Genomic DNA, 23,041 nt, shown 5'->3' with positions numbered 1-23,041 from the left:
TTGACGAACAAACTCCATGATGGGTTACAATTTTGTTTTTACCCTAGGTTCCATAAAGGGTAAACGGAATATTAAATTTCCTCGAACAAGATTTCTTTTGGTTTACGAACTTTCGTTCTGAATTGTGTGTGGTCTTCTGTTGATCGATACCCGACCGGAGCGATTACTGCAGCATTCAGCCCTTTTTCATCAAGACCCAAGATGGTGTTGAACTTCTCTTGCTCAAACCCTTCCATGGGACAGGAATCTATTTTAAGTGCTGCACATGCGGTCAACAGATTGGAAAGTGCCAAGTAGGTTTGCTTTTCCGACCAGTTTTGCCAATCTTCATCTGATTTAGCCGACAGGCTTTCCTTGATTAAATCACCATAACCCGCTAGCTTTTCTAATGGGGTATTCTGAATCTTGGAAGTTGCTTCAATATATTCGTCTATATGTTCATTCTTTCTTTCCGTATAGTTGCAAAACACGAAAATATGGGAGGCATCGGTCAACTGGGCTTGGTTCCATGCCGCTTCCCTTAGTTGACTCTTCAATTCCTTGTTTTGAATAATCAAAACTTTGTACAGTTGTAGCCCGTAAGACGATACCGATAGCTGTACGGCCTCCTTTAGTTTCTGCAAATCATCCTTTTGAATTTCTTTGGATGCATCAAATTTTTTAGTGGCGTAGCGCCATTTCAAATCTTGTAATAAATTCATTGTCTTTTGTTTTTAATTGATCTTATCTGTTGTTTTACACTAGCTCTTATTTATTAATAGGATGCCGATGGTCATCGCCAGCAACCCAAATATCTTTTTTATGACCATGGGTTCTTGGGGCAATCCAAACCATCCATAATGTCCCGCTACCGCCGAAAAAATCAGTTGTCCAAAAAGGCCCAAGGAGATCATGGTGGATATCCCTAGTTTGGGAATGGTGTAGTAGTAAAGTCCTATTCCGATAACACTGAAAAATGCTCCTGTAAACCATAAATGTTTTGGAATACTTAGCAGGAGTGCTGTTTTTGGAACGTTTTTGACACTAAGGACGACGGCCAGCAACGCAAACAACATACTGAAAAAGAAAGCTGTCAGCGATGCCAACAAAGGATTTTTGAGCTGAACACCAAGTTGTGCATTCAATCCTCCTTGCATAGCCAAAAAAACGCCACCGATAAAAGCTAATAAAATGTTGATATACTGGTTCATGACTTCATTTTTTGGATGTCACAAAACTAGCGGGAAGCTTTATGGGAAATCTTAAGGTAGATTAAGAAACAAGATTTAGTGTAGAGCTAGTTTTGATTTCTGGTTAATGGCCAATAACTGCTTTCTTAACCAAAGTCAATGAAAAAGATGCTGCCACAAAATAGCTTTGTTTAATTATGAAGGATGTAACTAGTAAACATAAAGTCACTGGATTTCCAAGGATTCAAATCCTGATTATTTGGTTGATGTTGGTTTGTCCAATCGTGAGTTTTGGTCAACCATCCAATAGGTTCAAGAATCAGATCGATGCATTGTTCATGGATTGGGATTTGGAAAACCATCCCGGTGGAGTGGTGGGGGTTATGCAATCAGATGAAGTTATTTATTTGAATTCCTTTGGAAACGCTAGCTTGGAATATAATGTTCCCAATACCGAGGCTACTTTGTTCAATATTGGGTCCATATCCAAACAATTTACGGCAATGGGCATTGTACTTCTTGAGAAACGAGGATTATTGTCCATAGATGACCCTGTTCAAAAGTACTTCCCAGAGTTTCCGATTTTTGATGAATCCATCACCATAAAACATGTACTGCAACATACGAGTGGTTTAAGGGATTTTCACGATTTGATGGCCCTTGCCGGTTGGCGGGGCGATGATTACAGGGCCAATGCCGATGTTTTACGACTACTTCAAAAGCAAACTGATTTGAATTTTAAGCCCGGTGAACAATTTATGTATTCCAACTCGGGATATGTTGTTTTGGTCGAAATCATTGAAAAAGTGACAGGAGAGGATTTCAAAATTTGGATGCAAAACAATCTTTTTGAGCCATTACAGATGCACAATACCTATGTGGAGGACAATTATCAGCGTATTGTCCCCAATAGGGCTACATCGTACTACCATAGCCACGATAGGGTGTTTGAAACAGCCCAAGGGTATTGGGCATATACTGGCGCTGGGAATATGTATTCTACCGTTAAGGACCTGTTGAAATGGTCCAATAATTTTTTTAATCCTCAAAAAGGATGGAAGGGTTCATTTGAAATGCTTCAAACTATGGGACAGTTGAACAATGGCACTTCAGTTGATTATGGTTATGGAATATATGTGGATGAAAAGTTCGAAAAAAAGCGTGTTCAGCATGCAGGAGTAGTTGGGGGCTATCGAACCTTCCTCAGTATCTATCCCGAAGAGGAATTGAGCATTGTTGTATTGACCAATTTTTCGAACGCACCATTTGGGGAAAAGGCGGATGATATTGCCGGAATCTTATTTTCGAAAACCAGAAAAAAGAACAATCCATTTTCTAATTCCAAAGTAGGGGAGAAGAAAAAAAATCAATCCAGTCCATTATCGGATTTAACGGATTACACGGGCACATTTTATAGCCCTGAAATAGACACTCATTATACATTTTACCTAGAGGGTGATACTCTAAAATGTTCCCATGCCAGACATGGTGAACTTAAAATGGAAGTGGTTGGCCTTGATGTGTTCAAAAGTTCTTGGCCTTTGGAAACCAATAAAATGTCACGTAATCAAAAAGGAGAAATCATCGGTCTCTATATATCCACGGGAAGGGTAAAAAACCTGTGGTTCAAAAAAATCAATTCATCAATCAATTAATATTATGAGAACAACAATCATCAAATGTTTGCTATGCATTCTTTGCTATACCATTGGGTATGGTCAAAACGATACCGTCATCATTCAAAATGTAAATGTTATCCCAATGCATCAAGAAGTGGTATGGGAAAATCAAACCGTAGTAATTGCTAATGGGAAAATCCTGAAAGTTGGCCCTTTAAGCGATACATTGGTTCGCGAATCGGCCAAAATAATTGACGGTACGGGAAAATATCTGATTCCGGGATTAAGTGAAATGCATTATCACTGGCGTAACAAAGAAGGAGGAATAGCCCGTGACTTCAAATTGTTACTGGTCAATGGAGTTACCACAGTACGAAACATGGCGGAGTACGATTGGCAGGACCATATTGCAATACGGGATAGCATAAACAACGGACAATTAGTGGGACCCAATTACTACACGGCTGGTCCCTACCTTCAATCGGGGGACCTAAAAACCAGTGCAGATCTGGAAAGGGTCATACAACAGCACCACAAAAAGGGTTATGACTTTATAAAGATTGCTGATAATCTGCCCAAGGATATCTATCTAGAAGTTTTGGAAAAGGCGGCTCAATACAAAATCCCAGTAATGGGTCATGCCCAGCGGGAGCTAGACTTAGAGTTTTCACTCCGAATGAAATCCATTGAACACGTAGAGGAGTTTGTGTATTTGTTCAGTGATGAGCAGAGAAAGGATAGTCTGTTCCTGAAAAAGGCCGTGCAACAAATTAAAAACAGCGGAATTACCATTGCACCGACTTTGGTGGTCTTTGATATGATCGTAAAGTGTTTGGACGATAATTTCTTTGAGGAGCTTAAAGAAAAAGAAGCAGCAACATATATGTTGAAAGGAGATTATAGGTATTGGTCATCCGACGAGAATCCGTATCGCCAAAATTTAAAGGGAAAGGTAATCAACGGAATGGATGCTTTGCCTTTGCTGGAAAGCTACTTTGAATGGATGAAAAAGTTTACCAAAATGTTGGCAGATGCCGATGTACCTATAATGACAGGAAGCGATACTTTTGGGTTTGTAGTTCCGGGATTTTCCTTGCACGAAGAATTTCAATTTCTCCAAGAGGCAGGTTTATCTCCTTATGAAATTTTGAAAGCCAGCACATTGACACCTGCCCGATACTTGGGCTCGATTGCCATGGAAGGGATCATTACCGAAGGTAAAAATGCCAATTTGGTGTTGTTGAACAAGAATCCGTTGGAAAATATAGAAAATACCAAGGCCATTGAAGGTGTGTTATTGAAAGGGGTGTGGTTGGATAGGAATCAATTGGATGAGCTTCTCAAGGAAGTGGAATTAGTAAATCATAAATAACTAAATAAGAATGACACATGCCACATTTTGTATTGGACTGTTCCAACACGGTCATTAAATCGCAATCACCGGAATCTATAATGCAATTGGTCTACGATACCGCCGAATCCACAGGTTTGTTCGACCCACAGGATATCAAGGTGCGGATCAATCCATTTGAACACTATATGGTCGGGAATGGAAAGGTTGACTTTATTCACATTTTTGGAAGCATCATGGAAGGAAGAACTACCGAACAAAAGGCTAATTTATCAAAACAAATTGTTTCGGAACTCAAGGCAATGTTTCCAGAAGTTCCAATTATTTCAATAAATATCAGGGATTTTGAGCAAGCGACCTATTGTAACAAAATCATGGCATAACCGTCTACTATGAAAATGAAAGCAATAACGGCGACCATTGCGATAGTTTTGATGTTTTTTGGTGTACAAGCTCAATCGGAGGGTATTCCGAATGTGGTGGGGTTCAATCACCTCTTGGTTTCTGAAGTTTTGGGGGAAGAGCGGGGAGTTCAGATATATCTGCCCCCAAGCTATCAAGATTCAGATAAAACATACCCTGTGGTTTATGTGCTCGATGCTCAACGCTTCTTTTTACACGTGGTCAGCCTAAGTCGATCGTTCCAGCAATTTCAACTGGCGCCAGAGTTTATCATTGTGGGAATCAAGAATTCGTATCCTGGTAGATTTCAACATTTCGGAGAAGGAAAGGAAAACTTTAAAGGCTTCTTACAAGATGAATTGAGTGCTTATGTAAACCAAAACTTTAGGACCAATGGTGAAAATCTGCTATTCGGTTGGGAATATGGAGGAAGCTTTGCTTTTCACATGATGAAGGACCAACCAACCCTTTTTAATGCTTATTTGATAGCCAGCCCTTATCCCATTTTTGATGCCATTGATGAATTGGATACTTCTGCCCGCATGGACACCCAACTGTATTTTGCGGTAAGCCCGGATGAATATGATGTGCGGAACAGTACTGAAAAATTGAACGAGAAACTGGCATCAAACCCTATTGAGGGGCTTGAATGGAAGTATTTTGAATTTGGACTGGAAGAACATCGCTCCACGGGATATCCAACTTTGTATCATGGCCTCCGCGACTACTTCAAATATTATCAGGAGTTTGAAACGAACAACCTGCAAAAGTTCATCAATGCAGGAGGTATGGAGTATGCCCTGAATCATGCTCAAGAAAGGGCAAAGCGCTATGGATTTGAACCTGAACTCTCGTTATGGTCGCGTTTTACCATTGTTCGCAGCGCCATGCGGGCCGATGATTTTGATCAGTTTGAAACTTTGTTGAATGCCTTGGACAAAAACGCTTTTATACAAGAGCTAATAGAAAATAGGGATTATGCCGTATCCCAATTTGTTGTATTTTATGAAAAGAACAATCGGTTTCAGGAAGCCGTTGAATTGTACGATATTTTGTTAAAAAAATATCCGGATTCGGAAAGGCTATTGAATAAAAAACGGAGCGCACAATCAAAACGTCAATAGATAGTCAAAGAATATAGGTGAAGGATAAATTAAATAAAGGCCGAAGAGACATTTAACAAGTGCTATGCCCCTGCATTGTCACAAAAAAGCCGTGGAGAGGTAAATCAATAAAAAAGTAACAGGAAAACATATGAAACTAAAATGTACAGTGATTATTGCGACCTTGTTTGGCAGTTTGTTCTCGGCAGAAGCCCAGCAAAACAGTTTTACATTTTCAAAATCATTGGTTTTTGCCCAACAAGAGGTGTTTCATTCAGAGATTTTGGAAGAGGATAGGACGATTAATATTTTCCTGCCGGAAAGTTTCCATGAGTCCTCAGAAGAACATACTTACCCGGTATTGCTCCTTTTGGAGGATGAGTTTTTTTTGATGACCTCAGGGGTTGTCAAGCACTTAAGTTCTGTAGAACGAATGCCCGAGACAATTGTAGTAAGCTTGGTGGATGGATCTACAATACCCAAACTTTATACCAATGGCAGTGATTTCTGGCCCAAGGACTGGAAACAATTACCGTTTGGAAAAAATCCAGACCCATTCACTGCACATCTAAAACAAGAACTCTTTCCTTATTTGAAGAAAAATTTTAGGGCAAACGATTTTAATATGATCATGGGCCTTTCGGGGACAGCGGTGTATGCTTTGCATGCCTTTGCCAAGGAGCCAAATTTATTTGATGCCCATATTGCCATTGCTGCAGGGGATATCCTTGGAATGGGATATGAGGAAGGAGAAAGTTTAATCGATTATGTGATAAATGATTTTGAAAATGGGACGAACAGAACAGCTTATCTATATGTGACCTCCGCGGATTCTGATGGTAATGGCAATTCTCCAATGATCAAGGCCAATTTGGAAGAATTGGAAAAACGACTCTCCCCGTATCGCTCTGAAGATTTTCATTTTATCTCAAAAATATTTCCAAACGAAGGGCACTATGATGTGGCCTTACCAGCATTGGAGGAGGCACTTGGACTCATCTTTCCAAAGGAAAAGTGGTTTGCAAAATATAGGGATATCATAAATGAGCCGGGTAATGCCTTGAAGAATATCGATGATCATTTTCAAAAACTTTCGGAGGAATATGGGTTTGAACTATTACCAAAAACAGAGCGCTGGAACAGCACGAACAGTTTAAGTCGCATTGGTGCCATTTTACTCAAGGAGGGAAGAACCTTGGAGGCTATCGAGGTTATGAAGCGTTGGGTATCATATCGCCCAAACTCCATAGATGCCCTAAACGAACTTGCCACTGCATATAAGGCCAATAATGATTTTGAAAAAGCTGCTTCTGTCATGGAAAAAGTGGAAAAGCTATCGAGCAAGGTCAATATTGGATTCAAAGCTCATAAAGATTCCCTAAACCATCTATTGGAACAATACTATAAGTTAAACCTTAAGGTTTTCCAACAAAACTCGACTCCTGAAGACATTGACAACATCTTTGAACTCTTCACGGACGATTTTACCTATGTGCACCCCAAATATGGAGGGGTGTATACCAGGGAAGACCTATATAACGGTTACATGCGCAACCAGAAAAATGGAGGTTATGATGGAAGTGTGGTGGACATTAAAGGGGAAAACAAAATTGTTGGGCTGAATGCCATAGCCGTCAGTAAACGTTTTATCAAAAGGGAAGAGGGTAAAATTGTGGAAGGCGATCCTCAAATGGCCCTCTTTGAATTTAAGGATGGAAAAATCTTTAGGATTTATGAGTATTGGTAGTTCCTAAATGAAATAGTTAAAAAACAAACTGAAAAATCAATTGAAAGAATGTACCGTATGAGAGCTCTTTTATCGTTTTTATGTATTGTAATGGGAGTTTGCTCCCTTCAATCACAACAGCAGACTGATTCGATAACCAAGGAATTGAAAAGGATACAGGAAAGCAGCAATCTTGTGGGCTTCGCCGTAGCTATTGTCAATAAAGATAGTATTGTTTACTCCAAAGGCTTTGGCTATTCGAACAAAGAGCAACAGCAACCCTATACAACAAAAACGGTCCAACCTATTGCCTCCATTTCCAAGACCTTGCTCGGAGTGGCCTTGATGAAAGCGCAGGAAATGGGTTTACTGGATTTAGATGACCCCATCAATGATCATCTGCCCTTTACCGTACAGAACCCATTTTATCCAAATGAGCCAATAACCATTCGTCAACTGGCCAACCATACTTCAAGTATCCTGGACACAGAGCACTACAACAAGATTTATATTTTCAACGATAGTATACCTCCGTTTTATGAAAACCTACCCCAAGAATCTAAACAGGGGGTGAAACAAGAAGTTGATATTTTTAATAATAATCAAATGATGCCGGCATCCCAATTTATTAAAAACCAATATTGTACGGACGGAAAATGGTATACGTCAAATAGCTTTTCAAACACGGTTCCGGGGTCTACATATGATTATAGTAATATGGGAGCAAATATTGCGGCTTATATTATTGCACAGGCGAGTGGTATGGAATACACCGATTTTTTACAGGAGCATATTCTGGACCCGCTCCAAATGGATAATTCCGGTTGGGCATCCAAAGATCATCCGTTGGAAAATGCTTCCAAGCTATACTGGTATGGTAATCCCATTCCCCAATATGAGTTCATTACCTATGGCGATGGCGGATTCATGACCAATATAGAGGACTTCAGTCAATATTTGATGGCGGTGATGAAGGGCCACAATGGGGAGAGTAATATTTTAAAGGCATCCAGCTATAAGGAAATGCTATCTCAGCCGGCCTCAAAAGAATTCAAAAAGAATGTTTTTTGGACTATTGATGATGAAAAAATCGGGCATAGCGGAAATGATCCGGGCATTATTTCCCATGCATATTTTCTTAGGGAAGGAAGTCATGGCATTATTGTGTTTGTCAATACTTCGGAAGTAAAAAACGATATGATATCGGTAAGGGATATCTACCGCACACTGCTTAAACATATGTAATAGCCCTAATGAATCTTTTTAAACCCTACTTAAACATTTCATAGAAGAATCATTCGAAGTCAACTTTAAGACCAAAAACAAATAGGAAATGAATATGGGCACATGTTTGCAATGCGAGTACGACCTTACTTCAATAAATCGTTTTTAACGTCCATATTGAACAATACTGTAATTTCATCACAATACCCGTTCATTCGTTGTAGATTTTCTATAGCAGTTTTTGGTAATTTTTGCCTTGCAGTTACCCAAGCTTTTTTATCTGGCCATTGCGCATAGGCAATATAGCTGCCCGTCTCGTTTTTATGGAGACGGGAGCCTAGACCTCCAGCATGTTGTATAAATGCTTCTGTTACAAGTTTCCATAACACCTCAAAGTCATTTTCCTGACCTTGGATAACATCAAACTGATATATTACTGCATACATGTTGGACCTATTTTATTCCTTTCATTAATCCCAAGAGTTGTTGGTTGAGATGGCATGCTTGCCTGCTCCACTATAGAAAAAGGCAATACCGGCTACAATATAAATAAACAGAAGGTCAATGGACCACCCTCCAAATTGGTTCAAGGTAAATAGGTTTTGGGTTTGCGCCATAAGTACGGCCAATAAACAATTAAATGACAAAATAAGCCCTGCCAAACGGGTCCTGAAACCTATGAGGAGCATTAAGGGAGCGATTATTTCACCTACAAATACGCCATTGGCCAGAAACAAGGGTAAACCATAGGTTTCCAATAGGCTGCCTATAAATCCTGTACCGTTCTTGATTTTATCTATTCCATAAATGAGCATGGTAAAAGGAATGGCGATTCTAAATAAAAAAATAGCAATGGTTTTGTTTCGTTTCATGTTGTGACTATTTGATGTTAAAAATTATATTTTAAAAAAACGCCCGTGTTCGTCAATGTTTTTCGAGCGTTGTTGAACTGATCCAGATTTATGGCAAGCCCGGTCGTGAATTGTTTTTTGCGTATACCAATTTTAAGTTGTTGGAGTCCTCTTGCATACCCACTGGCATTAATGGTACCTGTGGCAAGAAGATTTATGTAACCCTGATTATTGTTTCCAAAAGAGGGTAAATAACTGGCTACAATAGATTGTTCAAATGAAAATCCATCTTGATACGTACTACCGGCCGAATAGGTAAAGCTAAATTGGTGCGATTGGGTAGTAAAGGATAACGACATGGTTCCAAAAGCACCAGGGTTTTTGATTCCTATGGCCGTGTTGGCTCTTATGTTTTTTGTAAGGGCATAGGAAATAGTATTTCTTATGAAATAAAGGTTGTTTAGATCGTTTCCGTATTCGGTATCAAAAAGGGTCAAATTGTCCACCGAAAGTTTTGGATTGATTGAATATTTGATCAGATGTTTGTAGGTCAACGATCGGTTGCCAAATACCACATCCGGGGCGAAACTTAATTCTTGACCAATAACCAAGGTTGAAACGGACAAATAAAATAGCGTGAATAAAGATGTGTTCCTATTCATTGTTATAGATTTTACCGTGGCAAACCTATAATCAATCAAAACCAGAATACTTAAGGTGGCTTAAGAAAGGACTGGATGAGATGCTTCAAATCGAAAAAGGTGTCTGTCTCCCATTTTTTTGAAAGAACGGACACCCTTATAGTGATGGAAGTATATTTTATAAATTCAAGGGCAAGGAATAACTCTCCAAAACCCCATGTGTTGTAAATCCCATTTTGGTATAAATGCGCTCTCCAGCCTGTGAAGCGACCAGATAGACTTTTCTACTTTGGTTTCTAATTGCTTGATCAATCAAAAATTGGGTCATCTTTTTTCCGAGTCCCAAGCCCCTATAACCTGCGTTTGTACCGATCATATGAATTCCGGAAACCCCATTTTTGTCCAAATACACCATGCCACAACTTGGAAAAGCATTTTCATGTTTGCCCAAGAAGAGCGCAAAGGATGGTTTGTTGATCAATGCACGTATGGTTGAAGGGCTAACCGGATAACCAAAGGATTCCGTGGCTACTTGGGCAAACAGTTCCGCTTCAAGTCGTGAACTTACCCCTATAAACTCAGATGCATCAATAGGGTCAAAATTGAATTCAGAAGTATCCAGGGCCATTGCTTTTATTTTTGATGTGGCCCTTAGCCCTTTAGACAGGAGAAGGTCTTTTATGGCTTCGTTTTCAGGAACGGCAATGGAGTTGGGCAGCTTTTCCGATATAATTTTTTCACATAGGGCATGGATATCCAACTTTTCCATAGTTAGGTCAAAAACCTTATTGGGCCAGGAGCCGTTCGTAGGTTTTGTAAAGGAAAAACCATTCTCCTTGGTCAGGAAATTTCCATGTTTTCCAATCTGTTCCCAGAACTCGAATAAATGTTCAATAATTTGCTTGTTCATGATCTATCCTGCATTGATTTGTTTGTCAGTGCAAACCTATTGCTGGAAGATTACAGTAATCTTAAGGTGTATTAAGAAATGGATTTATTTTATCTTTTTTCGGAGGGCACTTAAAAATTCAGGAGTAATGCCCAAATAGGAAGCAATCATATATTGAGGGACACGTTGTTCAATGCTTCTATATTTTGACCGGAATTCCAAATAACGCTCTTCGGCCGATTTGCTCATGGAATTAATGGTGCGGTCTTGCAGGGCAACATAGGCTTTTTCAAACTTTAATCTGTAGAACCGTTCAATAGCTGGAACTTTTTCGTAAAGTTCATTAAGGGTGTCTCGGTGAATTTGAAGCACTATTGTTGGTTCTAAAGCCTGAACAAATTGTTTGGCCGGGGTACGGGTCAGAAAACTGTATAGATCGTTTACCCACCAACCTTCAATACCAAATTGTACGATATGTTCTTTGGCCTCTTCATCCATATGATAAGCGCGTAAACATCCTTTGGCAATAAACCGCATGTGGTTGGAAACTTCCCCTGCAAAAAGTAAAACTTCTTTCTTTTTGAGATGAATTTCCGAATAGCTATCACACACGATGGATTCCTCCTCGTGGGTTAGTTTAATAGTTTCCTTTAAATGAGATAAGAGTTTATCCTTTGCATCCAAAATCTAGAAATTGATATAGAAAATTAATAAAAGTTCATTAATGAAGGCTTTTTTGGAACAAGCAAATTTATATTTCATTCAGATTTGTTTTGATTTTGAAGCGCTTATTGACCAAAGTCAATGAAGTTATTGCCGCCTGCCTCTAATTTTGCCCCAAAATCATTAAGAAGAAGTCATGAATATTAAGCAAGCACTTTTGGTATCGGGCATTAGCTACCTTTTGATTTTTATTTCAGGGTTTTATGCCAATTTTGCCATCTTGGAAACCATGGTGGTGCCCTCCAATGCCGGGGTGACCGTTTCCAATTTTCTGAAGGACCATTCTGGGTTGGGTTGGGGCATTGTAGGTTTTTTGGCTATGCTTGTTTTTGATGTGATCCTGGTGTTTTCCCTTTTTTTGGTGACTAAAAAAGTTAACCGAAAAGTAACGATGGTGGCCTCAGGTTTTCGACTGCTCCATGCCATTTGCTTTGCAATGGCTTTGATGTGCTTGATCGAGATTTACCAAATCACTGCTGATACTGCGGGGTTGGATATGGCAAGTTTACAGCAATCGGTCATGTATTTATTGCAACAGTTTGATGAAATATGGACTTGGGGATTGCTGCTTTTTGGAGTGCATTTGGCTTTTTTGGGCTACTTGTCCATTAAATCGGATATGATTCCCAAAGGCATTGGCTATTTATTGCTCCTTGCTGCCATCGGGTATCTGGTGGATAGTTCCGCCAAGCTCTTTATGTCCACTTATTTGGATTATGCACAAATTTTTGAAATATTGGTGGTGGTATTGGGCGTAGTGGGAGAGCTGTCCTTTACCATCTTTTTGTTGATCAAGGGATTTAAAAACGCTCAATAAAGAACTGATTAAGGCTTACCGTTGAGCGATTCGTTTTCTAATACGACTCAATGATTCCGGTTTTACGCCCAAATAACTAGCCAAATGATATTGTGGAACGCGTTGCAACAATTCCGGTCTATTTTCCATAAGGTCCAGGTATCTTTTTTCTGGACTGGAAATCATGAACTGGGCCAATTTATCTTGATAGGCCCCAAGCTCTTCTTCCACGGAAACTCTGCAAATAGACTCAAAACTGGGTACGCGCTCAAAAAGTTCCTGTTCTTTGTCTCGGGATAAAATGGCCAGCCTACAATCTTCTACACATTCCAAAAAATGATTGGAAGGGACTTTTAGATTAAAGCTCCGCAAAGAGGAAATGGCATCTTTTTCTATATAAAATTCAGTAGTTTTTTCCTCGCCATCGACCAAGTAATACTTTCTTACCAACCCTTCTATGTTAAAGTAGGACTCGTTGGAGACTTGTCCTTCCCGAAGTAAAACATATCCTTTAGCGAAAGTTTTGATAGGAATACATTCTGTAACCGCTTTGGCTTCCTCTTCGTTAAGGGTCAAAGCACCTTCGAGCAGCTGTACAATTTCACTTTTCAATTTGACGGTTTAGGTAAATGACATCAATGCCAAGACTAAACTATGAAATCATTTAACAACTTTTTACCAAATCAAAAAAATATGGGTATGTCCTGTAACTTTTACTTCTAAAAGCTATTTCGTTATTGTTTTGAAGTTATTCTCAAATAGTACCCGTCTGGATCTACCAATCGGAAATCTTCAAGTCCCCAGTTTTGCATGGTCAAAGGCCCGTGTATTGGATATCCACTTGATTTTACCTGTTCATAGATCTCTTTGATATCATCAACTTCCAGAACGATTTCTACCCCATAACCTTTATTTATAACGTTAAGGTTGGGATCAAAGTGGTGATCTTTGGAAAGTTTGCTAATCGGACCGATTCCGATGACTACATTTCCCTTCTTAACAGGTTGGTAGGACTTGTTGATTTTTTTACCCTCCATGGTAAAACCCAAAACTTCGGTATAGAAGTTGACCGATTTTTCCATATTCGAGGCGAATAGTTCCATTCTAAGGGTCATCCCAACCTCCTTGGGATCATTGTTTTTCCTATTGCAAGAATATCCGATTACTAAAAGGATCGATAATATACATAGCCTGCGTTTCATTATATTATTTTTTTTTTGTTTTACACATTATGTACGGCCTTGATGGCTGAAAAGCACATGTTTTTGATTTTTGTTTAACAACGACAAAGAAACAGGGAAACAGCTTTTCAGAACTTAACATAGGTTAAGAAATTAGTATGGTTCTGTCATTTTTTTACATAAGGTTTTGCCCCGCTCAATACCAAAAAAGTTAGTGCGCAGGGGTATGGTTCATTAAAATTTGTGAATTGCTATTTCTTGAACTGTGGTACGTCAAAATCGGTGTTGCCCGCGCTCATACATTATGTTTACAGAGACCCCGACTGAAACTTTATTAAGAACCGGCCCCATTGCCTTTTCCAGATTTTCTTTGTTTTCCATAAAAGGAATATGACCCGTTTCAAGACAAGAAATGAGGGCAGATGATATATCAAACACTAAAGATCTATGTAAATACAATCGCTGTCAAGTACCTAAAAGCAAGGATGTCCACAATATAATGTAGTTGGTTCAGCACTTATTGTTAAGGATTAACAAGAAACAGTACTCTTTTACCAAAGTAGGCAACATATGATATTTTGGGAATGGGCTCCTTTCATACTGTTAAAAATAAAATATTCCAATACCCTTCCTGATGTCAAATGTTGAAACTGAAGACGTTCCCCGCAAATTTTTAAGTCGATTTCGTGTTCCTCCTTTTTTTGAAAGGATGAACATCACAGGTAATTTCATCCTTATTGGCACCAACAACCTCATAAAACGCTTATTTGATTGTTTTCGGCACTTCTTTGGGCTTTTTAAAACTGTACAGGTACGGTGCCTTATGGGAGTTGCCAGAAAACCTTTTTTCATGGCGTACCAAGGTGTTTGCACTTAACATTTTTCGTTGGAACCCACTGCGGTTCAAGGGTGTTCCGATAATGGCTTCATAGACCTGTTGCAGTTCCTTCATGGTGAATTTTTCGGGAAGCAAGTTCATCCCCAATAATTTCTTATCCAGATTATCGCGAAGCGTTTCAAGTGCTTTTTCGATGATTTTTCGGTGATCCATCATCAAGGGGGGCAGCTCATCCAGGGAATACCAATCAATACCGTCGGACAAAGAATCAGGCTTGGGCACCACTTTTTCAAAATTGATCAGGGCATAGTAGGCCACAGTGATGAATCGATTCAGTAACCAGTCATTGGACGCTATATCGATACCGTTCATTTTTAAAATCCGTTTCATAGGTTCTGGATCAAACCTTTCCAAATCCCCAAAGGTCTGGAATTGCTCCAAATAAATATCCTCGATACCGGTTCGTTGTCGGACCCCTTGCTTAACAGCTTGGTCCAAACTTTCATTGTGTTTGATGAAACCGCCGGGAAGAGCAAAAAGACCGGTATTTCGATATTCCAAAACCAATATTTTCAACTTTCTGCCATTGAATCCAAAAATGACGGAATCAAAGGCAAGGTGCGGAATGTATTCCTCTTTGTTAAAAGGGTGTTTTTTTGAGCTCAAAATATTTTTTCTAAATTAAAGTACAATGTTACATAAAAACAAAGTATTATTGTAACATAATGTAACAATAGAAAAACAAAACACAATGAAAAAATTACAACTTGGTGTAGTTACGTTGTTTTGTGCGATGTTAAATCTTCACGCACAGCAAGATAACGCTTTTCCCGTTCAGGTCTTACTGGAAAATGGAGCAATTGAAGGCCTTTACGACACACATACAGGAATTCAGAAGTATTTTGGAGTCCCGTTTGCCAAACCACCTGTAGGGGAACTACGGTGGAAGGCTCCCCAGCCCTTGGAGCCTTGGGAGGGTGTCAAGGAAACAAAGGAGTTTGGGCCAAGGCCCGTACAGGCCATGGTATTTGGTGACATGAAATCGCGTTCCAACGGTCTAAGCGAGGATTGTCTTTACCTGAATGTTTGGACCCCGGCCAAACGCAGCGACAAAAACCTTCCGGTACTGGTATACTTTTACGGAGGTGGAAATGTAGCCGGGGATGCCTCTGAATATCGCTATGATGGTGAAAGCATGGCAAAAAAGGGCATTGTGGTGGTGACTACCAACTACCGTCTGAACATTTTTGGAAATTTGGCTCACCCAGAGTTGACTGCTGAAGCTCCATACAAGGCTTCCGGGAATTATGGTCAGTTAGATCAAAATATGGCCCTTCAATGGGTGCAACAGAATATTACAGCCTTCGGAGGCGACCCGAATCAGGTTACTATCGCTGGAGAGTCAGCTGGCTCCATCGGGGTCAGTGTACAGATGGCATCCCCACTTTCAAAAGACCTGATCGCTGGAGCTATCGGTGAGAGCGGGGCAGCCATTCCTCCCACCATGGCACCAATACCTCTAGCCGAAGCAGAAAAACAGGGTGCTCAGTTCCTTAAAGATGCCGGTATAGCGAATATTGACGAATTAAGAAAATTGAGTACACGAGAGATTTACGAGATTTATAATGAATCACAAAAATTTGGATTCCCTATGGTCATTGATGGATATTTGCTTCCCAAGCCAATACCGGAAATATTTGCCTCGGAGGAACAGGCGCAGGTTCCCCTCCTGGTCGGTTGGAACTCTGCCGAAATTCCTGGTATGGCCTTTACACAAGGCCCTATAACCAAAGAGGGTTTTGTGCAGAAAGTTAAGGAGGCCTACCCAGAGAATTACGCTGCCGTATTGGAATTGTATCCGCACAGTACGGCCGACGAACTGCAATGGGCGGCAACGAATCTGGCTTCTGATCGCTTTATTTCCTATAGTACTTGGAAATGGTTCGACTTACATCGAAACCATAGTGAACAACCGGTTTATCGATACCTTTACAGTAAGATAAGACCACCGCTCAGAGACAATAACTTGGTTTCTGGATTGGCAGGAGGCACCGCTGAAAAAGGGTCTGATGCAATTCAAATGCCAGAGGCCATTGGAGCGCCACATGCTGCAGAAATCGAGTATGCTATGGGAAATCTTCACCTTGTGGAGGATTATGCATGGACGGCTGACGATTACAAGACTTCGGAAACGATGCAACAATTTTTTGCCAATTTCATTAAAAGTGGTAATCCTAATGGTGAAGACTTGCCCAATTGGGATGCTGCTCAGGCTAAAGAGGAGGCTCCACCGGTAATGATCATCAATACGGAGAGCAAACAGACCAAGGCCGTTAAAGATGCGCGGTATGAATTTTTGGACAAGTCCTACAACAATTGATCGATATGTTTCGCTTGAACAGCGATTAGGATAATCTTATATTGGCGCTCATCCTTTTTTTGAGAATGAGCGCCATATCTAAAATAATTAAGGTTCAGGCTTTTTTCCTCCTGCAGTACATCAAGGCTTTTATTGGGCTGGTACCCTGCATAACGGGCCGTGAGCTCTAAAGGCTCGGGCCACCAAGAAAAACTTTGATGAAAGAAATAACCGGCCTGTAGATAATATGCCCTTTATAAGATGTTTAGATAAGTCTTCATAAAAACGTTATTTGTTAAAAAATCTTGTGCAGATACAAGCGCTATTTGCCAAGAATATAGTAGTTTGCTTATTGCAGTAAACTATGTTTAACAAATCAGTTAGAATGAAAAAAATAGTAACATTTGGAGAGATTATGCTCCGATTGGCACCCAAGGAACACCTTCGGTTTTCCCAAGCCTCGGAGTTTAATGCGATCTATGGAGGAGGAGAGTCCAATGTGGCAGTCTCTCTTGCCAATTACGGTCTCCCCGTGGAATTTGTGACGCGTTTGCCCAATAATGATATCGGGGAATGTGCGCTTATGGAAATGAGAAAGCGAAATGTAGGCACCAATCACATTGCGTTCGGTGGAGATAGACTCGGTATTTATTTCTTGGAAACGGGAGCCGTAAGTCGCGGTAGCAAAGTCGTCTACGACCGGGCACATTCTGCAATGGCAGAGATTCAACCGGGAATGATCGATTGGAAAGCTGTGTTCAAGGATGCCCATTGGTTCCATTGGACAGGTATCACTCCGGCAATTTCACAAGGCGCTGCCGATGCATGCCTTGAAGCGGTAAAAGTGGCCAGCGAAATGGGACTTACCATTTCTACGGATCTCAATTATCGTGCTAAACTTTGGAAGTACGGAGTGGAACCAGAAGCTATTATGACACCCTTGGTTTCCTATTGTGATATCATCCTCGGTAATGAAGAAGATGCCCACAAACACTTTGGAATCCATCCCAAGGGATTGGATGTGCACAAGGATGGCAAAGATGTGACAGCTGAAGCCTTTTTATCCGTTTGCGAACAAATGATGGAAAAGTTTCCACGCGCTAAAAAGGTGATCACCACATTAAGAGGTTCCATCAGTGCTTCCCATAATACTTGGGCTGGCGTTATGTACGATGGGGAAAAGATGTACAAATCACCCACTTATCAAATCACACATATTGTGGATAGAGTAGGAGGTGGGGATAGTTTTATGGGAGGTTTGATCTATGGGTTGAACACCTATGATGACGACCAGAAAGCGCTCGAATTTGCTGTAGCTGCCTCTTGTTTAAAACACACTATTTATGGTGATGCAAATATGGCCACCATTGCCGAGGTCGAAAAGCTTATGGAAGGTGATGCATCCGGTCGAGTTGCCCGATAATTTTTTATTTATCCGATAACGCAATCGATTGTGTTAATTTTTGTGGAAAAATGGAAAAATAGCCGTAAAAAAGTAAAAGCCCCGAACGTCGGGGCTTTTTTATGTAGTTTTTTTGAGCTCTAGTCTTTATCCGGTAAAGTACGATAAGATACCGATAACGATAACCACTAAGAGAACAGAGAGCACAATATCGATTGTACTGTAACTATCCTTTGAATTAATACGATCTTCTGGTGACAATGTGCCAAAGGATAGCCCTTTGATTCGTACATAGTCGGGAGGAGAAGTAGCCAATGTTACGGCAATGCAAAGGGCCACAGAAAAAATGAACATAAAAATGGCCATATGTGCGAAGTTCACCGATGCAAATTGGAACAGAAAACCGGATACCTCTGTACCTGCGGTAATCTGCGGTTGATAATAAATTTCAGACCCCAACCGCAGGATTAAAAGCACCAATCCAGCCAACAAAGTTGTAATCGCAGCTTTGGAGTTTACCCGCTTCCAAATAATGCCCAACAAGAATACTGTGGTCACAGGCGGAGCAATATAGGACTGTACATTTTGTAGATACTGGTACATGACCCCACCTCCAATTTTATCCATAATAGGAATCCAAATAATACCCAGGACCACAATAAGACCTGTCGCGATTTTACCAACGGTCAACAGCTCGCGTTCAGATTTTTCCGGACGTAACTTTTTATAGATATCAATGGTAAAGATGGTGGAGCAGGAGTTGAACACAGAAGCCAACGAGCTCATCAGCGCAGCCATAAGACCACCGGCCACCAAACCTTTCAATCCTACAGGTAGAAGTGTTGTTACCAGCATGGGGAATGCCCTATCTGCTCGTTCTACACTAAAAACCTCTGGATTTTGTATAGTCAATGCAAATGCAATGATACCTGGGATCAAGAAGATTAAAATGGGCATTAATTTAAGATAGGCCCCAAAAATGGCCCCTCTTCTACCAATTTTAATATTGTTGGCTGCCAAGGTTCGCTGCACAATATATTGGTCGGTACACCAGTACCAGATACCCACAATGGTTCCACCGAACAACAATCCTGTCCAAGGAAAATCGGGGTCGCTCATCGGCCTCCACATATTAAAGTGGTCAGGACTCACCGATGTCACCGTTGCATGCAATTGGTCCCAGCCACCCACTTCTTGCAGACCCAAATAGGTAATGATCAAGGAGCCCAAAATCAGGATAACGGTTTGCAGGGTCTCGGTATATATCACAGCTTTCATACCACCAATAACCGTATAGATTCCCGTAAATACCACCACTCCAATGGCCCCGTACCAAAAAGGTATTCCCAATAGTTCCGAAACCACGATACCTCCGGCGTAAATGGTTACCGAAACCTTTGTGAGCACGTAAGCGACCAAGGAGAAAATCGATAAAAACCACCGAGAACGGCTATCAAATCGTTTTTCCAAGAACTCGGGCATGGTAAACGCACCACTGCGAATATAGAACGGAAGGAACAACCAACCGAGCAATAGCACAATCCAGGCATGAAGTTCGTAATGGGCCATGGGGGTACCGGATTCAAACCCTGTACCCGCAAGACCTACCACATGTTCCGAACCAATGTTCGAAGCAAAAATGGAGGCTCCAATAACAAACCACCCCACATTTCTACCGGCCAAAAAATAGTCTTCGGTGTTCTTGTTTTTTTGGGATACCACCCAAACGGCAACACCTATCAAGGCCAAAAAGTAGATGCCCAGAACAATCCAATCCGGCTTTTCTAAAACTGATTCCATAATTTAGTTTGATTAGTTAACGAAGCGCTTAAATATATTGGTTGATGATATTCTCAAACAATTCTTGCTTGCCACTACGTTGTTTAATGTCTTGGTTGGCAGATGCATGCTTGTAAAGGTCTTCCAAACCAAGTTGGCCATCCTCAAAAGCTTTTCCAGTTCCTTTATCGAATGAAGCATATCGTTGTTTGCGCATTTCTCTGTATTTGGATTTGGTAAGGATTTCGTCCGCAGCAAGCAACGCACGTGCAAAGGCATCCATACCTCCGATATGGGCATGAAAAATATCCTCTAAATCGGTTGAATTTCTACGGACCTTGGCGTCAAAATTTACTCCACCGCCTTGAAACCCACCGGCTTCAAGAACGATCAGCATGGACTGGGTTAGTTCATAAACATCCACCGGGAACTGATCGGTATCCCATCCATTTTGGTAGTCCCCTCGGTTGGCATCTATACTGCCCAGTAAATTGTTATCCGCTGCAACCTGCAGTTCGTGCTCAAAAGTATGCTGTGCCAAAGTGGCATGGTTTACCTCGATATTCAGTTTAAAGTCATCCTGAAGACCATATTTGTTCAAAAAGCCTAGTACTGTGGCAGAATCAAAATCGTATTGATGCTTGGTCGGCTCCATAGGCTTTGGCTCTATAAAGAACGTTCCCTTAAAACCTTGTGCTCTTGCATAATCTTTTGCCATATGAAGGAACCTTGCCATATGGTCAAGTTCACGTCCCATATCGGTATTGAGCAGGGACATGTATCCTTCACGCCCTCCCCAGAAAACATAGTTTTCACCATTCAGTTTCATAGTGGCGTCAAGGGCATTTTTCACCTGCGCTCCTGCGGCTGCCAATACATCAAAATCTGGATTTGTGGCAGCTCCGTTCATATATTTGGGGTTGCTAAAGCAATTTGCCGTTCCCCACAAGAGTTTCACCCCAGAGGCATCCATTTTTTCCTTGGCATAATCCGTAATGATGTCCAATCTTTTTTCCGTTTCGGCCAGCGTGGCTGCTTCATCAATGAGGTCAACGTCATGAAAGCAGAAGTAAGGTGCTCCGATTTTTGTGATGAATTCGAAAGCGGCGTCCATTTTGTCCTTCGCTTGTTGAACAGGGTCTGTGCTGACGAACCACGGAAAGTTTTTGGTAGGGGCCCCAAAGGGATCGCTGCCCGCGTCATTGAAAGTATGCCAATAGGCAATGGCAAATTTGAAATGTTCTTTCATCGTTTTTCCGGCCACTACCTTATTTTCATCATAATATTTAAAGGCAAACGGATTGTCCGATTCCTTTCCTTCGAAGGAAATTTTGCCTATGCCCTTGAAATATTCCTTGTCTCCTGTTGTAATCATAATATTAAATTCAGTTTTCTATATATTCGTTTAGATTATTTTTCCATGCTTGGTAAGCTTCTTGGTATGCTTCCGTAGAAGCATTAGGGGTGTAGGTCTGCTCAATTTTATCCGAGGCAGTCGCCTCTCCTATACTGGCAAAATCGCCAAAAGCGCACGCCGCTGCTCTGGCTGCACCTACGGCACCCGTGGTTTCAACAATATCAATTTTACTATTTGATAAGGTGGCAATGGTCTTGGAGAAAATGCCTGCTCTAAAGAGATTGTCGTTTCCGGCTTTTATGGATGAAATATCAACCCCGTCATTTTTTAGGATTTCCATACCATATACAAATGAGAAGGCAATTCCCTCCAAGGCAGCCCTGTATATATGTGGGGCCTTGTGTACGTTAAAATTCACGTTCAAGATGCGCGAGCCCTTGTTAATATTGTTCAGCATACGTTCGGCACCATTGCCAAAGGGCAAAATATGGAGCCCATCGGAACCAATCGGGACGGAATCCGCCTGTTGGTTCATAGTATCGTAGCTTAGTCCACTGCTTATTTCGGAGCGCACCCAATTGTATTGTATTCCGGTTCCATTGATGCACAACAGTTTCCCGATTCTAATTTTGTCATTGGTGTGATTCACGTGTGCAAAACTGTTGATGCGCGTATGCTCCTGTGTCTTTTTTTGTCCTGAGATAGCATAAACTACCCCAGAAGTACCGCCTGTTGCAGCAATTTGACCAGGTTCCATAACATTCAGGGCCAGAGCATTGTTGGGCTGGTCCCCGGCCCGATACATCACGGGAATTCCCTCGGGCAGACCAGATTCTTCGCCCCCCTTTTTGCTAACGCGACCTTGTTCGGAAAATGAAGGACGGATTTCTGGAACCAACGATGGGTCGATTCCCGCATCTTCCAACAACCAGTTGGCTACTTTGTTTTCTTTAAAGTCCCACATAATTCCTTCGGAAAGACCGGACGGCGTGGTTACACAAGAACCTGTGAGTTTCATGGCGAGAAAATCACCGGGCAACATAAACTTGTATATCTTGTTATAAAGCTCAGGTTCGTTGTCCTTTACCCATTTTAGCTTGGAAAGTGTAAAATTTCCTGGAGAGTTCAATAAGTGACTCACACACTTTTGTTCTCCTGAGCTTTGAAACAATTGTTCTCCAATGTCCACAGCACGACTATCGCACCAAATAATGGAAGGCCTGAGCACCTCTAAAGATTCATCGACCACTACCAAACCATGCATTTGGTAGGAAATTCCAATACCCTTGATGCTGTTTTTATCAATTGAATTTTTTGAAATGAGCTGTTGAGTCGCCAAGCAGGCATATTTCCACCAAAGTTCTGGGTTTTGTTCTCCCCAACCTATATGGGCAGAGTCAATTGGCATTTCTTTTTTTGGTTCTTGAATGATGTCTTTTACAGCACCATTGCTAGCTTTTATCAACGCCACTTTGATTGAGGAACTACCAATATCGAAACCTATCCAATACATAGATCAAAAATTACATATTTTTTTCATATCTTTTTTCAAATATAGTTAACGGAATCGATTGCGTAAATTAATTTTTAAATTTCTTTTTGTGAAACCTGCGTTTTAAAGGAAGATTAGT

The 23,041-nt window shown here is 40.9% G+C and carries 22 protein-coding genes; 9 read left to right on the top strand and 13 right to left on the bottom strand.

Annotated elements, in window-relative coordinates; all coding sequences use genetic code 11:
- Positions 1-71 precede the first annotated feature (71 nt).
- Entirely contained in the window at positions 72-701 is a 630-nt protein-coding gene (locus J4E06_RS11050; RefSeq protein WP_349523969.1) for an NAD(P)H-dependent oxidoreductase, read from the bottom strand.
- A 39-nt stretch (positions 702-740) separates the two neighbouring features.
- Positions 741-1,190 carry a DMT family transporter gene (locus J4E06_RS11045; RefSeq protein WP_349523968.1) on the bottom strand — a complete coding sequence of 150 codons (450 nt, stop codon included), beginning with the start codon at positions 1,188-1,190 and terminating at the stop codon, positions 741-743.
- Positions 1,191-1,366: 176 nt separating this feature from the next.
- Here J4E06_RS11045 and J4E06_RS11040 point away from each other — a divergent pair, with 176 nt between their 5' ends.
- The 6 genes from J4E06_RS11040 (at position 1,367) to J4E06_RS11015 (ending at position 8,615) form a co-directional block, all read left to right on the top strand.
- A complete protein-coding gene (locus tag J4E06_RS11040) occupies positions 1,367-2,824 on the top strand; it encodes a serine hydrolase domain-containing protein (protein ID WP_349523967.1) in 1,458 nt (485 codons plus the stop codon).
- A gap of 4 nt (positions 2,825-2,828) precedes the next feature.
- Positions 2,829-4,160: an amidohydrolase family protein gene (locus tag J4E06_RS11035; protein WP_349523966.1), complete on the top strand. Its 1,332-nt coding sequence runs from the start codon at positions 2,829-2,831 to the stop codon at positions 4,158-4,160.
- A gap of 17 nt (positions 4,161-4,177) precedes the next feature.
- Positions 4,178-4,522: a 5-carboxymethyl-2-hydroxymuconate Delta-isomerase gene (locus tag J4E06_RS11030; RefSeq protein ID WP_349523965.1), complete on the top strand. Its 345-nt coding sequence runs from the start codon at positions 4,178-4,180 to the stop codon at positions 4,520-4,522.
- 9 nt (positions 4,523-4,531) lie between these two features.
- A complete protein-coding gene (locus J4E06_RS11025) occupies positions 4,532-5,665 on the top strand; it encodes an alpha/beta hydrolase (RefSeq protein WP_349523964.1) in 1,134 nt (377 codons plus the stop codon).
- Between the two features lie 130 nt (positions 5,666-5,795).
- Positions 5,796-7,391, top strand: coding sequence for an alpha/beta hydrolase-fold protein (locus J4E06_RS11020; RefSeq protein ID WP_349523963.1), 1,596 nt, complete (start codon positions 5,796-5,798; stop codon positions 7,389-7,391).
- Positions 7,392-7,448: 57 nt separating this feature from the next.
- Entirely contained in the window at positions 7,449-8,615 is a 1,167-nt protein-coding gene (locus J4E06_RS11015; protein ID WP_349523962.1) for a serine hydrolase domain-containing protein, read from the top strand.
- A gap of 125 nt (positions 8,616-8,740) precedes the next feature.
- Here the strand turns inward: J4E06_RS11015 and J4E06_RS11010 are convergent, their stop codons facing one another.
- The 5 genes from J4E06_RS11010 to J4E06_RS10990 form a co-directional block, all read right to left on the bottom strand.
- Positions 8,741-9,040, bottom strand: a complete 300-nt coding sequence (locus J4E06_RS11010) for an antibiotic biosynthesis monooxygenase family protein (RefSeq protein ID WP_349523961.1) — start codon at positions 9,038-9,040, stop codon at positions 8,741-8,743.
- A gap of 24 nt (positions 9,041-9,064) precedes the next feature.
- Complete coding sequence (locus tag J4E06_RS11005; protein ID WP_349523960.1) at positions 9,065-9,466, bottom strand: DoxX family protein; 402 nt, start codon at positions 9,464-9,466, stop codon at positions 9,065-9,067.
- A gap of 17 nt (positions 9,467-9,483) precedes the next feature.
- Entirely contained in the window at positions 9,484-10,107 is a 624-nt protein-coding gene (locus J4E06_RS11000; protein ID WP_349523959.1) for a hypothetical protein, read from the bottom strand.
- Positions 10,108-10,264: 157 nt separating this feature from the next.
- On the bottom strand, positions 10,265-10,996 hold the full coding sequence (locus tag J4E06_RS10995) for a GNAT family N-acetyltransferase (RefSeq protein WP_349523958.1): 732 nt from the start codon (positions 10,994-10,996) through the stop codon (positions 10,265-10,267).
- 84 nt (positions 10,997-11,080) lie between these two features.
- Positions 11,081-11,659 (bottom strand): Crp/Fnr family transcriptional regulator, encoded by a 579-nt coding sequence (locus J4E06_RS10990; RefSeq protein WP_349523957.1) that lies wholly within the window; start codon positions 11,657-11,659, stop codon positions 11,081-11,083.
- Between the two features lie 175 nt (positions 11,660-11,834).
- On the opposite strand from J4E06_RS10990, the gene J4E06_RS10985 reads away from it, so the two are divergent.
- Positions 11,835-12,515 (top strand): DUF4386 domain-containing protein, encoded by a 681-nt coding sequence (locus J4E06_RS10985; RefSeq protein WP_349523956.1) that lies wholly within the window; start codon positions 11,835-11,837, stop codon positions 12,513-12,515.
- Between the two features lie 15 nt (positions 12,516-12,530).
- Here the strand turns inward: J4E06_RS10985 and J4E06_RS10980 are convergent, their stop codons facing one another.
- The 3 genes from J4E06_RS10980 to J4E06_RS10970 all read right to left on the bottom strand — a co-directional run bounded on the left by J4E06_RS10980 (position 12,531) and on the right by J4E06_RS10970 (position 15,179).
- Positions 12,531-13,106: a Crp/Fnr family transcriptional regulator gene (locus J4E06_RS10980; RefSeq protein WP_349523955.1), complete on the bottom strand. Its 576-nt coding sequence runs from the start codon at positions 13,104-13,106 to the stop codon at positions 12,531-12,533.
- Positions 13,107-13,228: 122 nt separating this feature from the next.
- Entirely contained in the window at positions 13,229-13,696 is a 468-nt protein-coding gene (locus J4E06_RS10975) for a VOC family protein (protein ID WP_349523954.1), read from the bottom strand.
- Between the two features lie 742 nt (positions 13,697-14,438).
- Positions 14,439-15,179 carry an NUDIX hydrolase gene (locus tag J4E06_RS10970; protein ID WP_349523953.1) on the bottom strand — a complete coding sequence of 247 codons (741 nt, stop codon included), beginning with the start codon at positions 15,177-15,179 and terminating at the stop codon, positions 14,439-14,441.
- A gap of 85 nt (positions 15,180-15,264) precedes the next feature.
- On the opposite strand from J4E06_RS10970, the gene J4E06_RS10965 reads away from it, so the two are divergent.
- Together J4E06_RS10965 and J4E06_RS10960 are read left to right on the top strand one after the other, a co-directional pair.
- Entirely contained in the window at positions 15,265-16,893 is a 1,629-nt protein-coding gene (locus J4E06_RS10965; RefSeq protein ID WP_349523952.1) for a carboxylesterase/lipase family protein, read from the top strand.
- A 364-nt stretch (positions 16,894-17,257) separates the two neighbouring features.
- Positions 17,258-18,295: a PfkB family carbohydrate kinase gene (locus J4E06_RS10960; protein ID WP_349523951.1), complete on the top strand. Its 1,038-nt coding sequence runs from the start codon at positions 17,258-17,260 to the stop codon at positions 18,293-18,295.
- A gap of 126 nt (positions 18,296-18,421) precedes the next feature.
- On the opposite strand, the gene J4E06_RS10955 is transcribed toward J4E06_RS10960, so the two are convergent.
- Genes J4E06_RS10955 through J4E06_RS10945 form a run of 3 tightly spaced genes read right to left on the bottom strand, consistent with a single transcriptional unit; the run spans position 18,422 to position 22,923 of the window.
- A complete protein-coding gene (locus J4E06_RS10955; RefSeq protein ID WP_349523950.1) occupies positions 18,422-20,074 on the bottom strand; it encodes a sodium:solute symporter in 1,653 nt (550 codons plus the stop codon).
- A gap of 28 nt (positions 20,075-20,102) precedes the next feature.
- On the bottom strand, positions 20,103-21,428 hold the full coding sequence (gene xylA, locus J4E06_RS10950) for a xylose isomerase (RefSeq protein ID WP_349523949.1): 1,326 nt from the start codon (positions 21,426-21,428) through the stop codon (positions 20,103-20,105).
- A gap of 10 nt (positions 21,429-21,438) precedes the next feature.
- A complete protein-coding gene (locus J4E06_RS10945) occupies positions 21,439-22,923 on the bottom strand; it encodes a xylulokinase (protein ID WP_349523948.1) in 1,485 nt (494 codons plus the stop codon).
- Positions 22,924-23,041: the final 118 nt, after the last annotated feature.

Source organism: Allomuricauda sp. NFXS6, from assembly GCF_040148835.1.
Classification (GTDB): Bacteria; Bacteroidota; Bacteroidia; order Flavobacteriales; family Flavobacteriaceae; genus Flagellimonas.
The sequence above is the reverse complement of the archived record's forward strand: the minus strand, read 5'-3'. Positions and strand labels throughout refer to the sequence as shown.